At 37.5% G+C, this 18,831-nt stretch carries 20 protein-coding genes and 1 tRNA gene; 8 read left to right on the top strand and 13 right to left on the bottom strand.

Annotated features, from left to right (window positions below):
* Nucleotides 1-45 precede the first annotated feature (45 nt).
* The 6 genes from ACTTJ8_RS00515 to ACTTJ8_RS00490 form a co-directional block, all read right to left on the bottom strand.
* Nucleotides 46-441, bottom strand: coding sequence for a type II toxin-antitoxin system VapC family toxin (locus tag ACTTJ8_RS00515; RefSeq protein ID WP_442719451.1), 396 nt, complete (start codon nt 439-441; stop codon nt 46-48).
* A complete protein-coding gene (locus ACTTJ8_RS00510; RefSeq protein WP_442719452.1) occupies nt 438-677 on the bottom strand; it encodes a type II toxin-antitoxin system Phd/YefM family antitoxin in 240 nt (79 codons plus the stop codon). Before ACTTJ8_RS00510 ends, ACTTJ8_RS00515 begins: the two co-directional genes overlap by 4 nt.
* 635 nt (nt 678-1,312) lie before the next feature.
* Nucleotides 1,313-2,341 (bottom strand): hypothetical protein, encoded by a 1,029-nt coding sequence (locus ACTTJ8_RS00505; RefSeq protein WP_442720025.1) that lies wholly within the window; start codon nt 2,339-2,341, stop codon nt 1,313-1,315.
* A gap of 97 nt (nt 2,342-2,438) precedes the next feature.
* Nucleotides 2,439-2,762, bottom strand: coding sequence for a type II toxin-antitoxin system RelE family toxin (locus tag ACTTJ8_RS00500; RefSeq protein WP_442720024.1), 324 nt, complete (start codon nt 2,760-2,762; stop codon nt 2,439-2,441).
* Nucleotides 2,763-2,765: 3 nt separating this feature from the next.
* Nucleotides 2,766-3,086: a type II toxin-antitoxin system Phd/YefM family antitoxin gene (locus ACTTJ8_RS00495; RefSeq protein ID WP_442720023.1), complete on the bottom strand. Its 321-nt coding sequence runs from the start codon at nt 3,084-3,086 to the stop codon at nt 2,766-2,768.
* A gap of 298 nt (nt 3,087-3,384) precedes the next feature.
* Nucleotides 3,385-3,774: a nuclear transport factor 2 family protein gene (locus ACTTJ8_RS00490; RefSeq protein ID WP_255806286.1), complete on the bottom strand. Its 390-nt coding sequence runs from the start codon at nt 3,772-3,774 to the stop codon at nt 3,385-3,387.
* Nucleotides 3,775-3,912: 138 nt separating this feature from the next.
* Here ACTTJ8_RS00490 and ACTTJ8_RS00485 point away from each other — a divergent pair, with 138 nt between their 5' ends.
* Nucleotides 3,913-4,248, top strand: a complete 336-nt coding sequence (locus ACTTJ8_RS00485; protein WP_442720022.1) for a winged helix-turn-helix transcriptional regulator — start codon at nt 3,913-3,915, stop codon at nt 4,246-4,248.
* Between the two features lie 208 nt (nt 4,249-4,456).
* Here ACTTJ8_RS00485 and ACTTJ8_RS00480 read toward each other — a convergent pair whose 3' ends face one another.
* The 3 genes from ACTTJ8_RS00480 to ACTTJ8_RS00470 all read right to left on the bottom strand — a co-directional run bounded on the left by ACTTJ8_RS00480 (nt 4,457) and on the right by ACTTJ8_RS00470 (nt 7,719).
* The gene (locus ACTTJ8_RS00480; RefSeq protein WP_442720021.1) at nt 4,457-5,467 is read right to left on the bottom strand and encodes an SH3 domain-containing protein; all 1,011 of its coding nucleotides are present in this window, start codon (nt 5,465-5,467) and stop codon (nt 4,457-4,459) included.
* 46 nt (nt 5,468-5,513) lie between these two features.
* Nucleotides 5,514-6,623 carry a hypothetical protein gene (locus ACTTJ8_RS00475; RefSeq protein ID WP_442720020.1) on the bottom strand — a complete coding sequence of 370 codons (1,110 nt, stop codon included), beginning with the start codon at nt 6,621-6,623 and terminating at the stop codon, nt 5,514-5,516.
* Nucleotides 6,624-6,717: 94 nt separating this feature from the next.
* Nucleotides 6,718-7,719 carry a DNA-methyltransferase gene (locus ACTTJ8_RS00470; protein WP_442719389.1) on the bottom strand — a complete coding sequence of 334 codons (1,002 nt, stop codon included), beginning with the start codon at nt 7,717-7,719 and terminating at the stop codon, nt 6,718-6,720.
* A gap of 217 nt (nt 7,720-7,936) precedes the next feature.
* Here ACTTJ8_RS00470 and ACTTJ8_RS00465 point away from each other — a divergent pair, with 217 nt between their 5' ends.
* The gene (locus tag ACTTJ8_RS00465) at nt 7,937-8,467 is read left to right on the top strand and encodes a hypothetical protein (protein WP_442715290.1); all 531 of its coding nucleotides are present in this window, start codon (nt 7,937-7,939) and stop codon (nt 8,465-8,467) included.
* A gap of 158 nt (nt 8,468-8,625) precedes the next feature.
* A tRNA-Gly gene (locus ACTTJ8_RS00460) sits at nt 8,626-8,697 on the top strand.
* Nucleotides 8,698-8,729: 32 nt separating this feature from the next.
* Here the strand turns inward: ACTTJ8_RS00460 and ACTTJ8_RS00455 are convergent.
* Genes ACTTJ8_RS00455 through dnaN form a run of 3 tightly spaced genes read right to left on the bottom strand, consistent with a single transcriptional unit; the run spans nt 8,730 to nt 11,406 of the window.
* Nucleotides 8,730-9,236 (bottom strand): DciA family protein, encoded by a 507-nt coding sequence (locus ACTTJ8_RS00455; RefSeq protein WP_442719390.1) that lies wholly within the window; start codon nt 9,234-9,236, stop codon nt 8,730-8,732.
* Entirely contained in the window at nt 9,226-10,299 is a 1,074-nt protein-coding gene (gene recF, locus ACTTJ8_RS00450; RefSeq protein ID WP_442719391.1) for a DNA replication/repair protein RecF, read from the bottom strand. The genes ACTTJ8_RS00455 and recF overlap by 11 nt, the downstream gene beginning before the upstream one ends.
* Nucleotides 10,300-10,302: 3 nt before the next feature.
* On the bottom strand, nt 10,303-11,406 hold the full coding sequence (gene dnaN / locus ACTTJ8_RS00445) for a DNA polymerase III subunit beta (protein WP_442719392.1): 1,104 nt from the start codon (nt 11,404-11,406) through the stop codon (nt 10,303-10,305).
* A 401-nt stretch (nt 11,407-11,807) separates the two neighbouring features.
* Between dnaN and ACTTJ8_RS00440 the strand changes: the two genes are divergently transcribed.
* Genes ACTTJ8_RS00440 through ACTTJ8_RS00425 form a run of 4 tightly spaced genes read left to right on the top strand, consistent with a single transcriptional unit; the run spans nt 11,808 to nt 16,798 of the window.
* The gene (locus ACTTJ8_RS00440; RefSeq protein ID WP_442720019.1) at nt 11,808-12,611 is read left to right on the top strand and encodes an alpha/beta hydrolase; all 804 of its coding nucleotides are present in this window, start codon (nt 11,808-11,810) and stop codon (nt 12,609-12,611) included.
* A gap of 32 nt (nt 12,612-12,643) precedes the next feature.
* Entirely contained in the window at nt 12,644-13,303 is a 660-nt protein-coding gene (locus ACTTJ8_RS00435) for a YoaK family protein (RefSeq protein WP_442715285.1), read from the top strand.
* A gap of 59 nt (nt 13,304-13,362) precedes the next feature.
* Nucleotides 13,363-14,466 carry a LysM peptidoglycan-binding domain-containing protein gene (locus ACTTJ8_RS00430; RefSeq protein ID WP_442720018.1) on the top strand — a complete coding sequence of 368 codons (1,104 nt, stop codon included), beginning with the start codon at nt 13,363-13,365 and terminating at the stop codon, nt 14,464-14,466.
* 43 nt (nt 14,467-14,509) lie between these two features.
* A complete protein-coding gene (locus ACTTJ8_RS00425; RefSeq protein ID WP_442720017.1) occupies nt 14,510-16,798 on the top strand; it encodes a flagellar assembly lytic transglycosylase in 2,289 nt (762 codons plus the stop codon).
* 97 nt (nt 16,799-16,895) lie between these two features.
* Here ACTTJ8_RS00425 and ACTTJ8_RS00420 read toward each other — a convergent pair whose 3' ends face one another.
* On the bottom strand, nt 16,896-17,771 hold the full coding sequence (locus ACTTJ8_RS00420; RefSeq protein ID WP_442720016.1) for an SPL family radical SAM protein: 876 nt from the start codon (nt 17,769-17,771) through the stop codon (nt 16,896-16,898).
* 107 nt (nt 17,772-17,878) lie between these two features.
* On the opposite strand from ACTTJ8_RS00420, the gene ACTTJ8_RS00415 reads away from it, so the two are divergent.
* Entirely contained in the window at nt 17,879-18,829 is a 951-nt protein-coding gene (locus tag ACTTJ8_RS00415) for a hypothetical protein (RefSeq protein ID WP_442720015.1), read from the top strand.
* The last annotated feature ends 2 nt before the right edge of the window (nt 18,830-18,831 follow it).

Here is an 18,831-nt window from a genome sequence, read left to right as displayed (position 1 = left end):
TAAGTAACTTTCGTGATAAAACAAATGTCAGCGTTGAAGCGGGTGTTAGGATAATATTTTTAAGCCATATTTTTTATACTTTATAACCTGTGTATCAACAGATAAAAAGTAGTAATCAGACTTTATTGATTGCCAAATCATAATTCTATCAAATGGGTCTTTGTGTTCTATAGGTAAGTTATAAAAACTAATCAATTCATCATTTTTAAAAGGTCTACATTGAAAAAAACTATTTTCTACTTCTTTGTAGAATTCTTCAGGCATCATTCCTTTTAGGGATAATTTTCCCATATTATATTTTATTGATATTTCCCATAAACTCGCTTGACTATAAAAAATTTCATTTTCATCTGATAATAATTTATGATAAACCGATTTAGATATTTTACTTGTATCAATAAATGCCCATAATAAATAATGCGTATCGACTAGGATTTTCATACATTAATAAACTCTTCATCTGTTATTGTCCAATTCTCACTGAATTCAACTTTTACTTTTCCTTCTAATGTGCCAAGCTTTCTCGCTTTGATTCTTTTATACTCTTCAATTGGAACAATCACAGCTATCGTTTCTTGTTTTCGACCAAAGGCAATACCAATTTCGTTACCTGATGCGACTTCTTTCAAAAGTGCAGAAAAATTCATTCTTATTTTAGCTACCGGTAATGTTTTCATATAAACATAATAACATATATGTACAACATAGTCAAGTTGTATCTATTAAGATATTCTGGATTATAAATAAAAATAGACAAAACGAGGTTCTAAACAGTAAAGATGTCTTTATATTTGCAAGTATGAAGATTACATTCCTGTCTAAAAACTTTGTTTTTGTGATTTATAACAGTATTTTTGTTGAATTTTATGCGCAAAAACTACATTTCAAGCTTCAAACAATTACACTTTCCTGTCAGTATTACGAAAATTTTATAGTGAGAATATCCCTCTTATATTTTAAGAATCAATCATAAAATTTTATTTATTACTCGTGCCGTAGGTGTGCACCTAACTACGCAGTTAAACCGTGCCATACTTGACACGGCATCGGCTTTGAAGTGCATGTTAGGCTGAAAATATCTCTTATAGATTCTATATTCCTTTTTATACTTTTGGAAATAAAATCCATATATCTTTAGAAGCAACGAGCCTGTTTTACAAATCCAAAGCGACGAAAGTCGCGTACAATCGCTTCCTCGTCCTAGCTCTAAAGTTCAATTCATTTTATAATCAGTCTTGAACCGATTATAAAATATTCCTCTTTCTGTTATTTCCCAGCTGAAAAATCCTTGTTTTATACCCAAAAAGAATGTTCATTCGTCCAAATCCCCCCTTCCGAGCAATTTGAGGATTTTTTCCGTGGTCAGTTCGCTTATCTTTATCGGAGGCTGAATCGGTCGGCTCTGCTCTTCGGTTTCGTACTCACAAGTCGGATTATCATCGGTTGTCAGCATGGAGTCGATTTCGTACAGGCACGGTTCGCCGTCCATTTCCTTGAAGAAGAAAAGCTCATACCAAAGGTAACGCCCGCCGCCCCAGTCAAATGCTATGTAAAATCCTTCGTCTGTTTCGGCAAATTCGGGGTCGTCGAAATTCTTTGCTTCCCAGTCTGCGACAGGCAGCCGCAGCTCCCATCTTCCGCCGTTCCGTGCGACTGTGGCGTATCGCCTTGAAACCATATAGCCGGGTGAAAATTCTGAAAATTCCTCGTTCCGCCGTTCCCAAGAAAACGAGTATTTCGGGCTTGCGAACGCATGTGCAATTTCCGTTCCTTCGCAATGCATGTTGTAAACCCAGTCGCTTGTTATATCCTCAAAATAGGTGTCGCCGTCGATTTTGTAATCAATTTCCGTAAAATCCTTTTCTTCAGCGTAGCGGTCGATGTATGCTTCTGCGTACCGCACAAGGCGGAACCTGTCTTTTCCTGCATAATCAAAATAAAGCCGGGATAAGACAATAGAATGACTGTCCCCAAAGCTCTGCTGAATGAAAAATCCACTTTCGTACGGTTTTATGGACTGCAAGCCTTCGCCCACAGTGTTCGGCTCGATTTCGATGCTTTCCATTCTGGCGGTTATGACATTCGCCCTGTTTCCGTCCTTCTTTTTCAGAATCAGCACGGGGATTTTTGAGCGACGATATTTGTCTGTACTCCCGTTTTTCTGCAATGCCATAACGCAGAATTCATTTCCGCCAGGAGTTTGCAAGTCAAGCTTTTCAACGGCATAATATTCACGGCTGTAATTGCTAAGTGCATACATATCAACAGTGTAGTTTTTGCCTTGTGCAACGAGAGACACGAGCGAGAAAAATAATACAAAAAGCAACAGTGATTTTTTCATTTTACCCCAAGCGGCTCAGTAAGCCATCAACCTAACATTGTTTTAAACCGGAACGCAGCTTGTCTGTGTTGTCGGCTTTGAAAACGGTGTTATGTGCTTATCTTGATTCCCTTTTTGCTGCAATTTCATATACTTCATTGCCTTCTCGCATAGAAATCACAACAATTTTCATTATATTATCTAAAGCCTCTTGTTCTAGCTTATAAACTATTCTTAATCCTAACCCTTTTAGTTTAATCTTGAATAATCCACTTAAATTATTTCCACCTTTATTTCCAAGCGGTTTACCATAACCGCCTTTCATATTAGACTCTGGATTTTGTGAAACCTTGATTATTGCTTTTAATACTATTTTTTGTTGCGATCCATCTAATTTTTTTAGTTCTTGTTCTGCCTCTGGATGATACATTATTTTCCACATTGATTACTCCAATTCAATATCAATGTTTTCTAGGTCTTGTTCATTTATGTTTAAATCATTCAGAATATCATTATGTGAAATATACCCTACATTATTTGATAATCTATTATTTGCCTCAGCCATCAATAAAGCGTCTTCATATCGTTCAACCAGTGCTTGATAGTCCTTAGGACTTATCAAAACACATTCTGGGGTATTATTTTTTACAACGATTCTTATTCCGTCATTTTTAACTTCTGTAAATATTCTATTCGCCTCGCCTTTATTAAAACGGCTTATAGGAACTATAGAATTTAATATATTAATTGAGTTTACTGCATTCATAAATAAGCCTCCACGCTACAATATCTATTAACAATATACCATTAAAAATAAATACTAACAAGTATATCGCTATATTCATCAATATATTTATTAATAAACACACTTCTGCTTACTTATAAAGCTTAAAAATAAGACTTTATGCATACAACTTTTATTCTCTTTGCTGCCCGAAGGGCAGTCCACATAACGTTCGCTTAGCCTGCATTGCCGCAAAGGCAATGTCAGGTTGGAGCAGGTGTTAGATGCCTTTTATTTATTTTACTACGATGAATTATCTATAACACAGAAAAATTCTATCTTAGCCCCAAAATTTGTCTTCTGCCGATTGTTGTTCGGCAAAAGTCCATACTTCTTGTATCTTGCCATTTTCTATTTTGAATAAATCGATACCAGGATCATTTAGCTTATCAGCACCTTTCTCCGCTACGGAAACAACACTTGCAGCAACAAAACACTCGTTGCTCGCAGCCCAATTGGTCATAACTTTAAATGTGCCGCCACTTCTTTTTGCAAATTCTCCTAGACGCTCTCCCAATGCTTGTTTCCCTATAATCGTACCTGAGAGCGAACTTTCGCCTCCCATGTGCCATACAACAGTATCGGACATTGTTGCAAAAGCTCCCGCAAAATCGCCCTTTTCCAATGCATCTCGATAAGCAGCAAAGACCTTCATTACTTCATGTTTCATAACATTCCTCCAGTAAATATTTAGAAGTTTCTCACTTCTTTAAGTATTATTATAGTCTTTTGTCTTGATTTTGTAAGTACGAACATTTATAATACATAGTATCAAATATAATACTTGAGAAGGATTTTTATAATGTCGATGTATGATAAGTGTCCCTTCGCTACTACTCAAAGAGTATTGCAAGGAAAATGGGCGATTATAATTTTGTATCATCTGAGCACGGGTACCAAAAGGTTTAATGAGCTCGAAAGATTAATGCCCACAACAACTCGAACTGTTTTAACAAGACAGCTCCGTCAGCTTGAAAAAGATAAACTAATCAACCGCAAAGTCTTTGCCGAAGTCCCGCCTCATGTTGAATACTCTTTGAGTAAATTGGGAACTCAGTTTCAAAAAGTATTAGACGCGATTGAGATTTTTGGTTTAAATTATATCGCCGAATTAAATAAAATGCAAAGAGGAAAAAGCGAGTAGCATTTTTCTCGATATACTATTTTTTATATTGAACCCTATTTAGGGAATAATTTTTAATCTATAGAATACTTGAAATATCAAATTCCCGTAGATAGGTCTTTTGGCAATTGTTCATAAGTGGCGTTGGTTGTCAACTTGATATGATTTAAACTGGAATACGATTTACTCATGTTGTCAGTTTTGAAAATTGTGTTATGTGGTTTTTCAATTACATTGAATCAGATTTTTTCTGATGTTCTTCCATAATCGGATTCCAATAATCATGATATTCCTGTTCGTATTGTGTGTTTTTTGCAGAAATCCCATATGCAATCAGTTTTGAAATTAGACGGTATCTTAATTCAAAAAGACTTTGTGTTTCTTTCCAATAGCTAAAAAAAGATGTGCTGACTCCTTTAATTATGTTTACCGGTAAATTATCATCCGAATATGCAATTTTATATATTAAAGGCATTTTAACTACATCTGAATAATGCCAATGATGTCTATGTACAAAAGGCTTGTTTAAATATCGTTTACCGTTAATATAACATTGAGCCTCATCAATAGGCTCAATTTCCAAAATTTCTATTTCATCAATTGATTTCGGAATATACCAATGAATTTCTACCTGATGATTATTCAACACTTTCCATGTACTTTGGTTGTCGTCATCGTCATAATTTTGGAAAAACCAAGCTTTATCGGAATCAACAACTTCTTTGTCCTTTAAATCCGGATCTCTTGATCTTGAATAGGTGTAGGTATACTTTGTATAAAAATTAAAGTGATTATCTTCTCTATAACCTTCACCGGAATATGTGTTCTTATCCGGAAGAGACCAGTTTCCGCATTTTAAATATTCTTTTAATTGATTTGCCGTTTTCGGTTTAATAAATTCAGGTTGAAAATGCGATAAGTAACCGCCGAACACCCAACCGTATTCAGCTTTATCGTCTTTCCATTCATAAGGCGGAATTAAAATTTCAACCCATGGGGCTGTAATTTCGTCGATTGTTTCTTCTTTCCCAACAGCAATAATTTTTACAGGTAATCTGTGTGGTAATCCGCAAAGACGATTTGATTTTAAAGACGGATAGCCTCTCACTTTTAATCCTTCTTTGGAATTAACATACATTGTATCAATCATTTTGCCATTTTCATAAAAATTATTTTTGTCCGCAAAAACCGATGTAATTATTAAAATCGCTACTAATAAAGTTAAGAAAAATTTTTTCATATTTTTTTCTCCAAAATTACGCAGTGTAATGTGCACCTAACATGGTTTAAGCTCCTATCAAATTGTCTATAAATTGCTTTGCTTTGGTCTTATCAATACAGTTTTTAAAATTTTCCATTTTAAGTATTTTATCTAACGTTTCACCAAGAAATTGAGTTACCCCTCTAGAATTTCGTCCAGCCCAGAGAAACTGCTTTACGGTTGCATCAACAAGTTCATTGTGAAACACAGAGCATAAAACTGTACTCAGAACACCATTTTTATCTATTCCAATAAGATAGATAAAAAATATAGAATTCCTTTCAGCCATTATTTCTAAAAATTTATCAATATTATAGGCTTTAGGATTTGAACCTAAGTATAGAACTTTTGTTTTAATGTCTATATATGCATCAGTAGTACCGAACTGTATATGATAATCTTCCAAACCATTTTTTGTATCATAAACAGGAAGCGTACTTCCCTCTGTATTTAGCCTTTGCATAAGCATTTTTCTTTCTTCGTCATTTGCACTAAGTAACGCTTCAATTAATCTCCCACGTATATTTACATTCTCAATATGGGAAACCTTTAAAAGTGCATCAGAGCATTTTTTTACGCGAAAATCTAAATCATCATTGAGTATTTTAAAATTATCCGAATAAATAAACTGTTGAGCACGGTCTATAGACTGATATATTATATTTCTTATTTCTGGAGTAATATCAAATTTTTTTCCAGTGGGAACAATCATAGATGTTGCCGCTACAAGACGTTGTAGGTTATCTTCCCAAGTAAAATCTTGATGAAAAGCAAATAATTGTTCAAAATTTTGAGCGTTATTTTCTAAATTATTATATGTCCGTAATATATCACTCCCATTAAAACTTCCTTTAATATTGATCATTGAAAGATTCTGTGAGCTATGACTAATTTTTGAAAGAAATGTTGTATTTGCAAGAAATATTCTATTTTTTTCGATCCCGGAAACGAGAACAACAAAAAAAGGAATAGCATCGTATTTTTGAAGATTAGAAAGAGATAATATAGTGTTACTAAAACACCGCGTTTTTGTATAACTTATCCGAACTGCAAAATATGCACAGTAAAACACACTTCTATCATGTATTAAAGAAAATTTATCTTGAATAGCTTTTATAACTTTTGCCTTATCCATGTTGAGGACATTCATTAGAAGTAATATATTTTATAAAATTATTTATATACTTATTCATTTTTTCACCTCAATCAAAAAGAGATAGTATATTGGATTATTCCATTGCAATATCCTTATTACTTTTTTCGCACGTTTTGCCAGTAACTTTCTTTGAAAGCTTTTGCTGCATATTGAGTGTATTTCTTTCCCAGAACACCCCATCAGCATAACCTTGTATTGCAGAATCGGTATCAGCTATCTGCAAGCGTTTTTCTGCTAACATACAATATTCTTCATTTAATTCAATACCGCAATAGTTTCTCCGTAATTTTTTAGCAACCACACTTGCAGTGCCGCTCCCTAAAAAGGGGTCAAACACAATATCTCCTTCTTTTGAAGAGGCAAGCACTAATTTTGCATACAATTTTTCACTCTTTTGAGTTGGATGGTCAGTGTTTTCCGGCATTGACCAAAATGGAATTGATATATCATCCCAGAAATTTGATGGATAGGTAAGACGAAACTTTCCATCTTTTCCCTCATCCCAGTCTTTTGGTTTGCCGTCAATCTTATACGGAGCTAACACTCTCCGTTTCATCATTACTGCATCAATATTAAAGTAGTAATGATGAGGATTTTTTACCGCAAACCAAATATCTTCCATTCCATTTTTCCAGTTATGTTTTGCACCTCTGCCTTTTTCACGCTGCCATGTTATTCTATTGATGATAGTTAGGTGTTGTTCAATAACCCGCTGTAAAGAAGAGGTACATTTCCAGTCTCCACACATATAAAGAGACCCGATATCTTTTAATTTTTTACAAACTTCCGGAAACCAAGAGTTCAGATACTCATCATAACTATTATCCGAACGTGAATTAAATTTCATCCCATTAAAATTCTTGGTAAGGTTATAAGGCGGATCTATGATGATTAAATCTGCAAAATAATCCGGAACATACTTGAGCATCTTCAAAAGATCACCATGTACTGTTTTATTAATAAGACTACATCCCTGTATATTATTTTCTGTAACAAGTCTCTTCCTTAATGCATCAATTTCTTTCGGTTTTAATATAAGTGTTCTATTATTTTCTGCCCGCTCTTTTTTTTCCATACAATCTTGTCCTTATTTTGAAATACTATATAGCACAATATTTTATTTAACAAGTATTTTTGACAGTATATACATACATTACAAGAGGTACTCGTTCCGGTAAACCAACAGTCTTGACCAATAACACCTTCAAAAATATAATACCGCTACTTTTTAACTGCATCAACTGTATATATTTATTGTATTTATATTTATGAGTTGATGCTCAGGAGCATATATGAAGAAATTCCTTTTTGTTGGATTATTTGCAATTTTTACAAGTTCACTCACCTTTGCTGCAACACAAGGCGGAAACGGCAATGGAGGAAAGAATAAAATAGGAGGTTACATTGGCTGGCCTATAGGTCTATCATATTCCCATGAATTTAATGACCTGGTTGAATTGGACCTTGTTGCAGCCTTTGGAGGATACTATCATTACTATGAGAGCCGCCTTGCCGTTCATGTCGGTGCGCTTTTTACTGTTTTTGATCCTGTTATTTCTGGACTTGGCAATCAGCATTGCCCTTTAAGTGTTGGTCCGGCGCTTGGTATTAATCTTAATTTTTTCTCTAATACTGTTATCCCCGGTTTTTCAATTTTATGTCCAGTCCGGTGGGAAATAAACTTTGCCGATATACCGGATTTTAACTTATTTATCGATGTAAGCCCCATTGGAATTGAGTTTAACTTCCTTGGAGGAGGTTATGTGGGAACACACTTTACGAGTCGATTAGGTGTTGGACTTCGGTACCGTATTCCCGGCTAAAAATAGTATTAAACAATTACCCCGACGCAGAGTGTTGGGGTATAAATACAAACCGAATGCTGTGCATTACCCTTGCAAAATCTTATTACAATACTTCCTACAGAAAAATCCCGCATCTTGACTTAATCTATCAATAGGTGCTATTCTGTCTAGGTCTTGCGGATGTCGTATAACGGCTATTACCCGAGCTTCCCAAGCTCGTGACGGGGGTTCGACTCCCCTCATCCGCTGATACCTGTTCAATTTTCCCTATACTATTTTGCTATTTTCTTTCGTTTTCTGCGATCGTTTTTCCTAACCGTTCAAGGAGATTTTGTAATTCCATAGGAATATGTGGTTTCATCTGCGTAGAGGATCCTGCTTCAGTTCTTTTATCCTGCTGATGTAGTGCTTTAGTATTTATACATATTTTTTTATCTATATGGTGAGCAGCTGTTGAAACAACAGTTCCATGGTGTTTTTCTTCCGATTGCGGCGGCGAAACCATCACAGAAATATCTTTAACCTCTAATTGAGGATATTTTTTTTGAAAATTCCGTAAAATGCGCCGTTTATTGAGCAAAATTTGCTGACTCCATCCGGGATGATCAGTTTCTATTATTGCTGTTTGGTGTTTTATATCAATTAACTTAGAATGAGCAGCTTGTTTTTCACCGACAATCGCAGTCCAAGAGGCATAAATATCCAAAGCTGTAGCGTATGTAGACAATCCGAGTCTATCAGAATAGAGCGTAATTAACTCTGATATTTTCTTTATATCATTCTGCACGGAATGCTCCGTCTGACACAATATATATACGGGTTTTTTCCCGCATATAATTTTGATACGGTTCTCCAGGCAGAAAGGTACAAATAAGCTGATCATACTGAGGAAGAAGCTCAGTAAATTTTTTCCGTTTTTCAGGATCTAATTCTAAAAGCACATCATCCATGAGTAGGACAGGTAAACGTTCTGTTGTTTCCGTATAAAAATGAGCTTGTGCAGTTCTTAAAACAAGAGAAAGAAGACGCTGCTGTCCGGTAGAAGCTGTTGGTATAAAAGGCTTTTTCTTGCAGATAAACCGTATTTTGTCGCGATGCGGACCGGACATACTGGTATTCATCGTAAAATCAAGCTGGCGTTTTTCTATGAGTGAAACTAATACCTCATCGAAACTATAGGATTTCCATGAAGGACTATAGTCAAGTAAGACAGAATCAATACCGCTAATGTTTTCGTATAACGGAGAAAATATCCTATTAAAAGCAGTAACGAGATTATTCCGTTTTTCCATAATCTGTAAGCCAATAGGAACGAGTTGAGTATCTATAACATCTAACAGATTACTTTTTTTCTCTTTTATAATTAAATTCCGTGATTTTAATAATTTTGTAAAAGTCCGTAGCGTATCAATATACGAAGGGTCATACAGAGAAAGTGATTGGTCTATAAAAAAACGGCGGCGTTCCGGTGCACCGATTGCAAAATCTAAATCACCATGACAAAAAAGTATACATGGAATAGTAGAAATAAAATCTTTTCTATCATGAATTTTTTTAAGATTTTTTTCTATAATTTTTTTTTTGTCTTTTGAAATAATAGAAATACGATGACTTCGCTCCTCATTTTCTTTAAAAAGAACACGGAGACTATATTCACTTGTGCTTTTTTTATATATTTCAGCTTCGTTGCGGGTTTTAAAGGAGTTACCATACGAAGCAAGGTATAACGCTTCTAAAAGATTGGTTTTTCCTTGTCCATTTTGTCCAACTAAAAAAACTTCAGGAGCCGAAAGATCAAGTGTTTGATTTTCCAGATTCCTGAAGTTATAGAGAGAAAGCGATAAAAACAATGCTTACTCCATCTGCATCGGCATAATGATATGGAAAAAGTTTGTATCTGTTTCAGGACGTAATGTAATAGCCCGCATTGGATCAGTAAATTCAATCTTAATATTCTCTGAACCTAAGACTTTGAGAGGTTCTTCAAGATAGATATAGTTTAATGCGAGTGTTACTTCATCACCTTCGTATTTACAAGGAATTTCTTCATCAGCTGTTCCTAATTCACTTTCATTAGAAGTGATGGAAAGTGTACCGCTGGAAACTTTTAAGAATATCCGTTTTGATTTTTGTTCAACAAGCAATGCAACACGTTTTAGAGCTTGTAGGAAATCACCGGATTGTACTTCAAAAGCATGAGCTTGTGTTTCCGGTATTACCCGTTCATAATTTGGAAATTGTCCATCTATCAATACGGAAGAGAATTTATATGCATTGAACGTAAAGAAAATATTTTTTTCGCTTAGTCCGATCGAAATCATTCCTTCGTCAGGAGAGCGGCGTTGAATGATAGATAATATTTTAGGAGGAATAATACTGCCTTTAAAATCAGGAAGGGCAATACCAAAATCATGCTGCATAAATGCTAAACGTCTACCGTCTGTAGCAGCGAAGATAAGATTATTCTCCTTTTTTTCCATGTGGATGCCATTCATAAAGTAGCGGGTTTCATCATCGGAGACAGCAAAAATTGTTTGAGCTATCATCTCTTTAAATTCTTTTGCAGGAACTTCAAAAAATTGAACGGAAGTAAAATCGGTAAAAGAGGGAAAGTCATTGTCTGATATTGTTTTTAAAGAGAACTTTGCTTTCTTGCTAATTGATTTAATGATAAGTTTTTGATCTTTTTGTTCAGCTTCTATTTCTCCGGAAGGCATTGAAGCAATAATACTAGTAAACTTGTCGGAAAAAACAGTTGTAGCTCCTTCTTCGATAACATCGACAGGTATTTTTGTTTCAAAAGTTACTTTTATGTCTGTTGCACGAATTGTAAGACTGCCATCTTTTGCTATCAATAACACGTTTGAAAGAATGGATATTGCTGTTTTATTTGAGATAATTTCTTGAGCAATAGCCATCTCTTTAAGTAAAACTTCTTTTGTAAAAGTAAATTTCATAGGTTCTCCTAAAAAGAGGTTATTCTTATTATAATATAAATTTAGTAATAGTAATAGTAGTCTTTGTGAATTTCTTAATATTTGGTTTAAATCTTTGTTTAATTGTGATTTATGTCTTTAATAAAAGCGATAAAAGCATTCACAATTTATACTGTTATGCACAACAGAAAAAACTATACACAATAATTTTGATGATGTGAACAGGTTATCAATATGATATACAGAGATTATTCACAATGGGTAAAAGAGGGGTTATTTGTGAGCTGGGCGTACTATCTTGAGACGGGACATTGAAGGTATGTGCTATTTTGTGTGCAGCATATAAAATGGATTGGATAGGAGGTGGTCTTATCTTTTAAAAGGAAGGGTGTATTTGACCTGATCTATTGAGAGGTGGTATAGTGTCTACGTTTATTAGCAATGGGGGAGATGGTACTATGTTTTATGATAATAAACCCGCAAAGATATGCCGATTTACAAAGCCGCATTTTTTTGCAGGTGGGGAACAGGCTATTTTACTTATTCATGGTTATACCGGGTCTCCGCGGGAGATGCTGTGGCTTGGTACTCAATTACATAAAGCGGGTTATACGGTTTCTATTCCGCGGCTGCCGGGTCATGGTACAAACAAAGAAGATTTTATTGCAAGTTCGTGGAAGGATTGGCTTCGTTGCGTGTATGATGAATATATCAATTTAGCTGAAGCATATAAGACAGTCTTTGTGGGAGGTCTTTCGATGGGCGGTGTATTGACTGCTCTTATCGCAGCAAAATTTCAGCCTGAAAAGATATTTTTATGTGCGCCTGCCTTTATGGCATCAGATTCCCGAATTAAGCTTACCCCATATCTCCGCTATTTTATTCAAACGCTGCCTTCCGAAGGTAAGCCTTTTTATCCTGAACCAGAGTTCTATGAGTGTGTGAAAGATTACTGCCGGTATGATTATGTCGGAAAAGCGGCAGACCTTTATACGCTGCAGAAGATGGCTATCCGGCAGCTTCCGGCTATTCAATCAAAAACACTCACCATTTTATCAAAAGCGGATCAGTCGGTACCATTTAAAGAAAAAGCGCTCATTGACCGTTTATTAAAGGCTCCGAATGAGTATGTAATTTTGGAAAAAAGCAGCCATATTGTAACCGACGATGTAGAACGGGAACTAGTTGCACAGCGGATTGTCGAGTTTTTGGGTTGTTGTCTTTAAGCTTTTTTGCTATAATCCGACTATAGTTTTTTATGGTAGAAAAGCAAAATATCAGTATAAAAGTATTGATAAACCTACTTACCTTTCTTGCCGGTTTTGTGAATGGCGTATTTTTTATTACTGCAGGTACTGCTGTAAGCCACCACACCGGGAATCTAACTCGGTTTGCCGTAAAACTTTCCAAAGGAGCGGCAGATGAGACAATCGCAATGCTCCTGCTACTCTTGGCTTTTGGTGCGGGAGCAGGTATTTCCGGTATAATTTTTCCTCCTCAAACGCTTAACTTTGCAAAGCGATACGGCGTAGTTTTGCTGATCTTTGCTGCTGTTTTTTTAGGTATAGCTATTGTGCGTCCTACCATGCCGACCGCCTTGGTGCTTACTTGCATTGTTTTAGGGCTTCAGAATGGAATTTTTATCCCGTATAATGGAGTTTTAATCCGCACATCACATTTTACCGGATATTTAACCGATGCAGGACGTACTTTGGGGCTGCTGCTATGCGGACATAAAAGAGAGATGAATCGCGGATTATTGTATCTTTCAGGTATTGTATGCTTTACAGCTGGAGCAGGCTTTGCGGCTTTTTTACCAAGCGCCTCTGTTTATTATATGAGTGCTCTTTTATATTTTCTGGCAGCATGGATTTATTTTATTTTCCGTATTTATAGTGATAAGCCTAATCACCGCTAAAAATTTGTTTGAATATGCCGATACTATACGAGTAAAGTTTTACTGAAGGAGTAGCATGTATGGCAGCTAAAATAGGCATAAAACTTGCCGATGGGACGTTTTTTCCCATTATGGATGATGATTTTTCTGCTTCCGAAACGCTCGAATTAACCACAGTCCGCAATGATCAAAGAAGTGTACAGATTAATTTATTTAAAAAAGATGATGAGGGATCGGAACCTGCCTATATTGGATCTCTTATTGTAGAAGATATCAATGAAAGAACTGCCGGTGATCCGACTATAGAGCTGCGTTTATCACTCGATGAACACAAAAATCTTTCAGCAGAAGCGGTTGATAAAGATTCCGGTTCTCATCAAGCCCTTCGTGTTTCTCTGGAAAACTTATCCGATCAATCATTTGGAAATCTGGATTTTGATCTTAATGCAGAAACAAGCGAAGCTGATATAGATCTTACCAGCACTCAGGCAAGCAATACAGACACATTGGATGATCAGTATACTTTTTCGGCATCGTCATTTTATACCGATGATGAGTTCGAGGAAGAGCCTGAAAAAAAACGAAGATTTCCAATTTGGCTGCTTGTACTGCTGATTTTACTGGGTTTGGCAGCTCTAGTCCTTGGTATTTTATTGCTAACAAAGAAAAATCTTGTTGAAGATGATAAACTTGTAGCCGTTCAACCCGGACAGACCTTTGTTGTGCCGTCGGAACCTATTAAAGAGAAAGCAGCTTCAGAACCGCAAAAAACAGCGCCTGCCTTACCAGCTGAATCGCACTCTGTAGAGCCTCCTACCCCAGCGCCGGAACAGGCTACTGTTGAACAGCCTAAACTGCAGCAGGATGAACAGATTGCTGCTCCAACAAACACTACTGCCTCGACGGAATCTGTATCTAATACTACATCGGTACAAGGGTCTGAAACCACCGCCGCAGACCAAAAAACGCAAGCGGCAGAAACACCGAAAAATAAGAGTGCTGCTATGGCTGCCTCCATGGGAAAGGCTGTGAAATATAAGCTCCGCTGGGGTGATACCCTCTGGGATCTTTCCGAAACCTATTACCGCAATCCATGGCTCTATACTAAAATTGCAGAGCATAATAAACTTAAAAATCCTGATTGGGTTATGTCCGGAACATATATTGAAATACCTCCGCAGTAAGATAGATGAGACGGGCAGGAGAACTGTGCTTCGCCTGCCGTCTATGGTTCACATTACTTTTCCCCTCTTATTTCTCTGTCTTATCACTATTTCTTCTTGTGCTGCCGATAATACGGCAGCACTGCTGCATGATCTTAAAACAGGACACTATGATTTTTTCCTTCAGGCTGATAATGCTGCATACCGCAGCATTAAAAAAATGGGACGGGGAAGTGCTTACTATGTTGGGCTGCACTTAAAACGGGCAGGACACACCGCTGCGGCGCGCTTTTATTTTGTACTTGGTGAAAAGCTCTACGAAAGCCCATTTAATGCACTGTGCCGTGAAGAGCTCTATCAAACAGGGAACTCTGCTGAGTGTTTAACTTCAGTGCAAACACGGCTGGCTCAGCTTGAAAAACAGGATGATTCGGCAGCCCTGACAGAAAAAGAGCGGCTTACTGCACTGCGTACCCGATTGCTTTTAACGGCAAAAAGCTATACCGAACTTTCTACTGCACCGGAGCAACTCTATTTTACAGGGGCAATAACGCAGCCGCTTGCCGAGGTCTTTCCTCAACTGAGTGTGGCAATGAAGCCTGTAGATAGGAGTCTTGCGGTGTGCCGTATCAGTGTGTTTGAAAAGCGCTATCAGAAGGCATGGATCGCGGTGCAAGCAGCTTTTGCTGTTGATGCGCTTCCTGCTGCGTTGGCTGCTCCAATGCTGCTTTCCGACATCGGTAAGGCAGGGCTGTATGGAGCCGCCTCTCCCGCCGAGGCTGCCGCTTTTTTTGAATCACTCGCGGGCAAAATGCAGCAAAGATCTGTCAATGAGATATTGAGTGAGGTAGAACAGCAGTGTGTACGTTTTTATGCGCTCTTTTATGCAGCCCGCTGTAGGGGCAAACTTGGCGGGGCTGACCAGCGCAGGCAAGCAGCACAGCTATTTCTGCAAGCGGCGGCAGCTGCTGATACTGATGCAGATGAGGATTCTGCGTTATGGTATTATTTAGATACCGTGCGGCAGCTGAGTTTGCGGCAGTATCTCGCTGCCCTTACTGACACTGCTGCCCGCTGGAAAAATCCCAGTTGGTATGCTGATTTGGTACAGGCGCTACGCGTTCAGCTTACGGCTGCAAAGGACTGGGAGAAATTACGGCAGCTCTACACAGCGCTTGGAAAAACAACATTATCGAAACAGCGGGCAGCACTTGCTTATACTCTTGCGCAGTCGGGGGAATTATCTCCGCAGGAAGCCGCTCGGTTCTTGCAAGATGCGGTGAGCCTTTCTGCTTCTTTATCCTATTACCGGATTATGACATCGTACCGCTTAGGGAAGACAATACAACTGCTTCCTACAGAAGCTGCACGTACTAGTGCTGCCGCAAAAAGGTCTGCCGGTGAGCAGATACAGCCAAACGGACAGACATCCTCTCCTACCACTGAATCTGCTCCTTCCCGTACACGGAATACTGCTTTGAAAAATACTGCATCCGCTCAATCGGCTGCACGGAATACGGATGTTGATACACAGAAACAGCTTGCCTCTCTGTCTCCTCAAGATGCGCAAGGATATATAGAAGGGCTTTTACACTTTGGACTGTATGCGCTTGTATATCCGCAAGTTACCGCTGTATATCCATCCATATCTGCTGAGAATGCTGTGTTGTTTGCTTCGGCACTCCAGCAAGCAGGCTTTTATGCAGATTCTATACGGTTAGTGAGTTTTTCTCTGCGGAATCAAGGGGCTGGAGCAAATGAAGTTCAGCTGCGCCTTCTTTATCCTCAGCCGTATCGGGATATTGTTGCAAAGTATGCAGAAATTTATCAGCTTCCGGAATATTTGCTCTATGCTGTAATCAGAAGTGAAAGTTTTTTTCAAGCGGAAATTGTGTCCGGAGCAGGTGCTGTGGGACTGACCCAGCTCATGCCCGCTACTGCTGCAGATATTGCAAAGAAATTAAAGATTTCAAATTATTCGCTCACCGATCCTGAACTCAACATCAGGTTTGGAGCCTACTATCTTGCAGAGATGATCCGCAGGTTGGATAAGCGGATACTGCCTGCGTGCTTTGCTTACAATGCAGGTATTTCACGGGTACGGAATTGGCTGCAGCGCAACCGAGACCTTCCCGATGATCTTTTGTTAGAAAGTTTAGATTATGCCGAAACACGCGATTACGGAAGAAAAATATTATCTGCAGCGGTAGTATATGGTGCGCTGTATTATAATGAGCAACCGGAAGATATTATCAAGTTCTTTTTATCGGAAAAGAATAAGAGTTTGTCAGAAAAATGTGTAAATGAACATCCCTGGATTAGCAGATTGGAAGCAGTTTGTCAAATAGTATGATTTGTTTGGTCAAAGTTTTTCTTGAGCTTATTTGCGATGTTTTTAGATAACTCATAAAATATAAAGACTTATTTAGAAACGCTGTAGTATGCCCCGGTTAAAACAATTCCAGTTGCGCATTCTGCTTTCCGGTGATTGTATCAAAAGAGTTTAAATATGAAAATATGACATCAGGGTTGGTTTCTATGCCGTTTTCTTTGCAGCGTGCGTGGAAGATATTCATAAGGCGTGTATTGTGCGGACTCATAACGGAATAGCGAGTACCATAACGCTGGATGTATTTTTCTTTTAAGCCCAGAAACGCTGCATCAAGTTTTTTATAAAAATATTCGCGGTTGCCGTCTCTGAGCGTTAAGCCCATGCCGAAACAGATGATGCCGCGTACTTTTGCTTCGATGCAATACTGTAAAATACCTTCAAGATTTTCCACCGTATCATTGATGAAGGGAAGAATAGGCGTAAGCCACACAACGGTGGGAATACCTGCGTCGTGCAATGTTTTAAGCACGGCAAACCGTTCACTGGTAACGGCAACATTCGGCTCAAGTATTTTACATAAACTATCATCATAGGTGGTCAGCGTCATTTGTACAACGCATTTTGCTTTGGTGTTTATCGCCTGTAAAAGTTCGAGGTCGCGCAATATAAGCGGGGATTTTGTTATTACGGTAAAACCGAAACCGTAGCGGTGGACGGTCTCTATCGCTTTCCGCGTCATACCGAGTTTTTCTTCCAGCGGCATATATGGATCGGTCATAGAGCCGGTACCGATCATGCACTTATTGCGCTTCCGCTGCAAGGCATCTGTGAGCAGCTCTATTGCATTTTCCTTTATTTCTATATCTTCAAAGCTGTGATTTATATGATAACACGCACTGCGCGAGTCGCAATAGATACAGCCATGCGTACAGCCGCGATATAAGTTCATTCCATTTTTAGCTGATAAAATTCCTTTCGCTTGTACGAAGTGCATGACCTCAGTATAGCATAGCCTCAGAAAAAGCGCAGCACATACCCATTAGTAAGGTTCATCAAGCTCATCGATTTATATACAATAAATGCAAATGATGTTATATTAAAATGATGAAAAGAAAAAATGTTATCGTACTTGTCGTTTTATGCATATTCATACCGGTATATGCGCAAACCGGTTTCCAGCAGAATATAAAAAATCTTGAAAAGATTATACACAACCTGAAAAAATATGATTTTTATGAACATGAATTAAACATGAATACGGTTGAGAATACCATCATGGCACGTGAAACTTTCAGCGAAGATTGCTTAAGTCATACAAAACATGAAAATTTCTATTGTGAACGGATATTTCTTGATGGGTTACAAGGAAAAACATTCGCAATGATGCAAATATCAGGAAGCGGGCGGTTTCCATATTTAACGATTTATACCTATGATTTTCATAGTAAAAAATATACCATATATTTTGAGAGCGATTATAGGCTGGTAATTCCCGTTACCACAAACGGAAAAACACATTTTATTGAGATAATAACAAACTATGACAATAAGCGTTTAATCGGTTATGCGTTATTGGAACTGAATAATAAAGCTTGGAAAAAACAAGATTCGGTTAGCGTTTCGTATTCGTATGCATTATCTGAAGAAGATAAAAAGTGGATATCCGAGAAACGGATAGAAGAATTGGCAAACTTCGATTATTCGTTTTTGGGATATAAGGAGGATCATCCCTGGGAAATCAGAATACCATGTGATAATAAAACTATCATAGGAAAATTATATTTAACCTCTGTCGGTTATCTGCCTTCAAACTATAAAATAGAAATCATCGGGAACAGTAAAAATGTGCACTATTTCGATGAAAGTAAATGGGGATTTTATACTGTCGAAAAAGAAAACAAGCACTATCTCGTCTATATTGGTATGGGAGAAGATAAAGGTGACTGGCGATCCTCCCCAATAGTCAATTTTTATTTAAATGTTATAGATTTGGAAACGATGGAAAAAGTATATAAAAATTATCTACAGGCAAAAATAAACTATCACTATTGAAC

Origin of the sequence: Treponema sp. (assembly GCF_052169735.1) — a bacterium.
Classification (GTDB): Bacteria; Spirochaetota; Spirochaetia; order Treponematales; family Treponemataceae; genus Treponema.
Note: the sequence above shows the minus strand (reverse complement) of the source record. Positions and strands in the feature narration are given on the sequence as shown.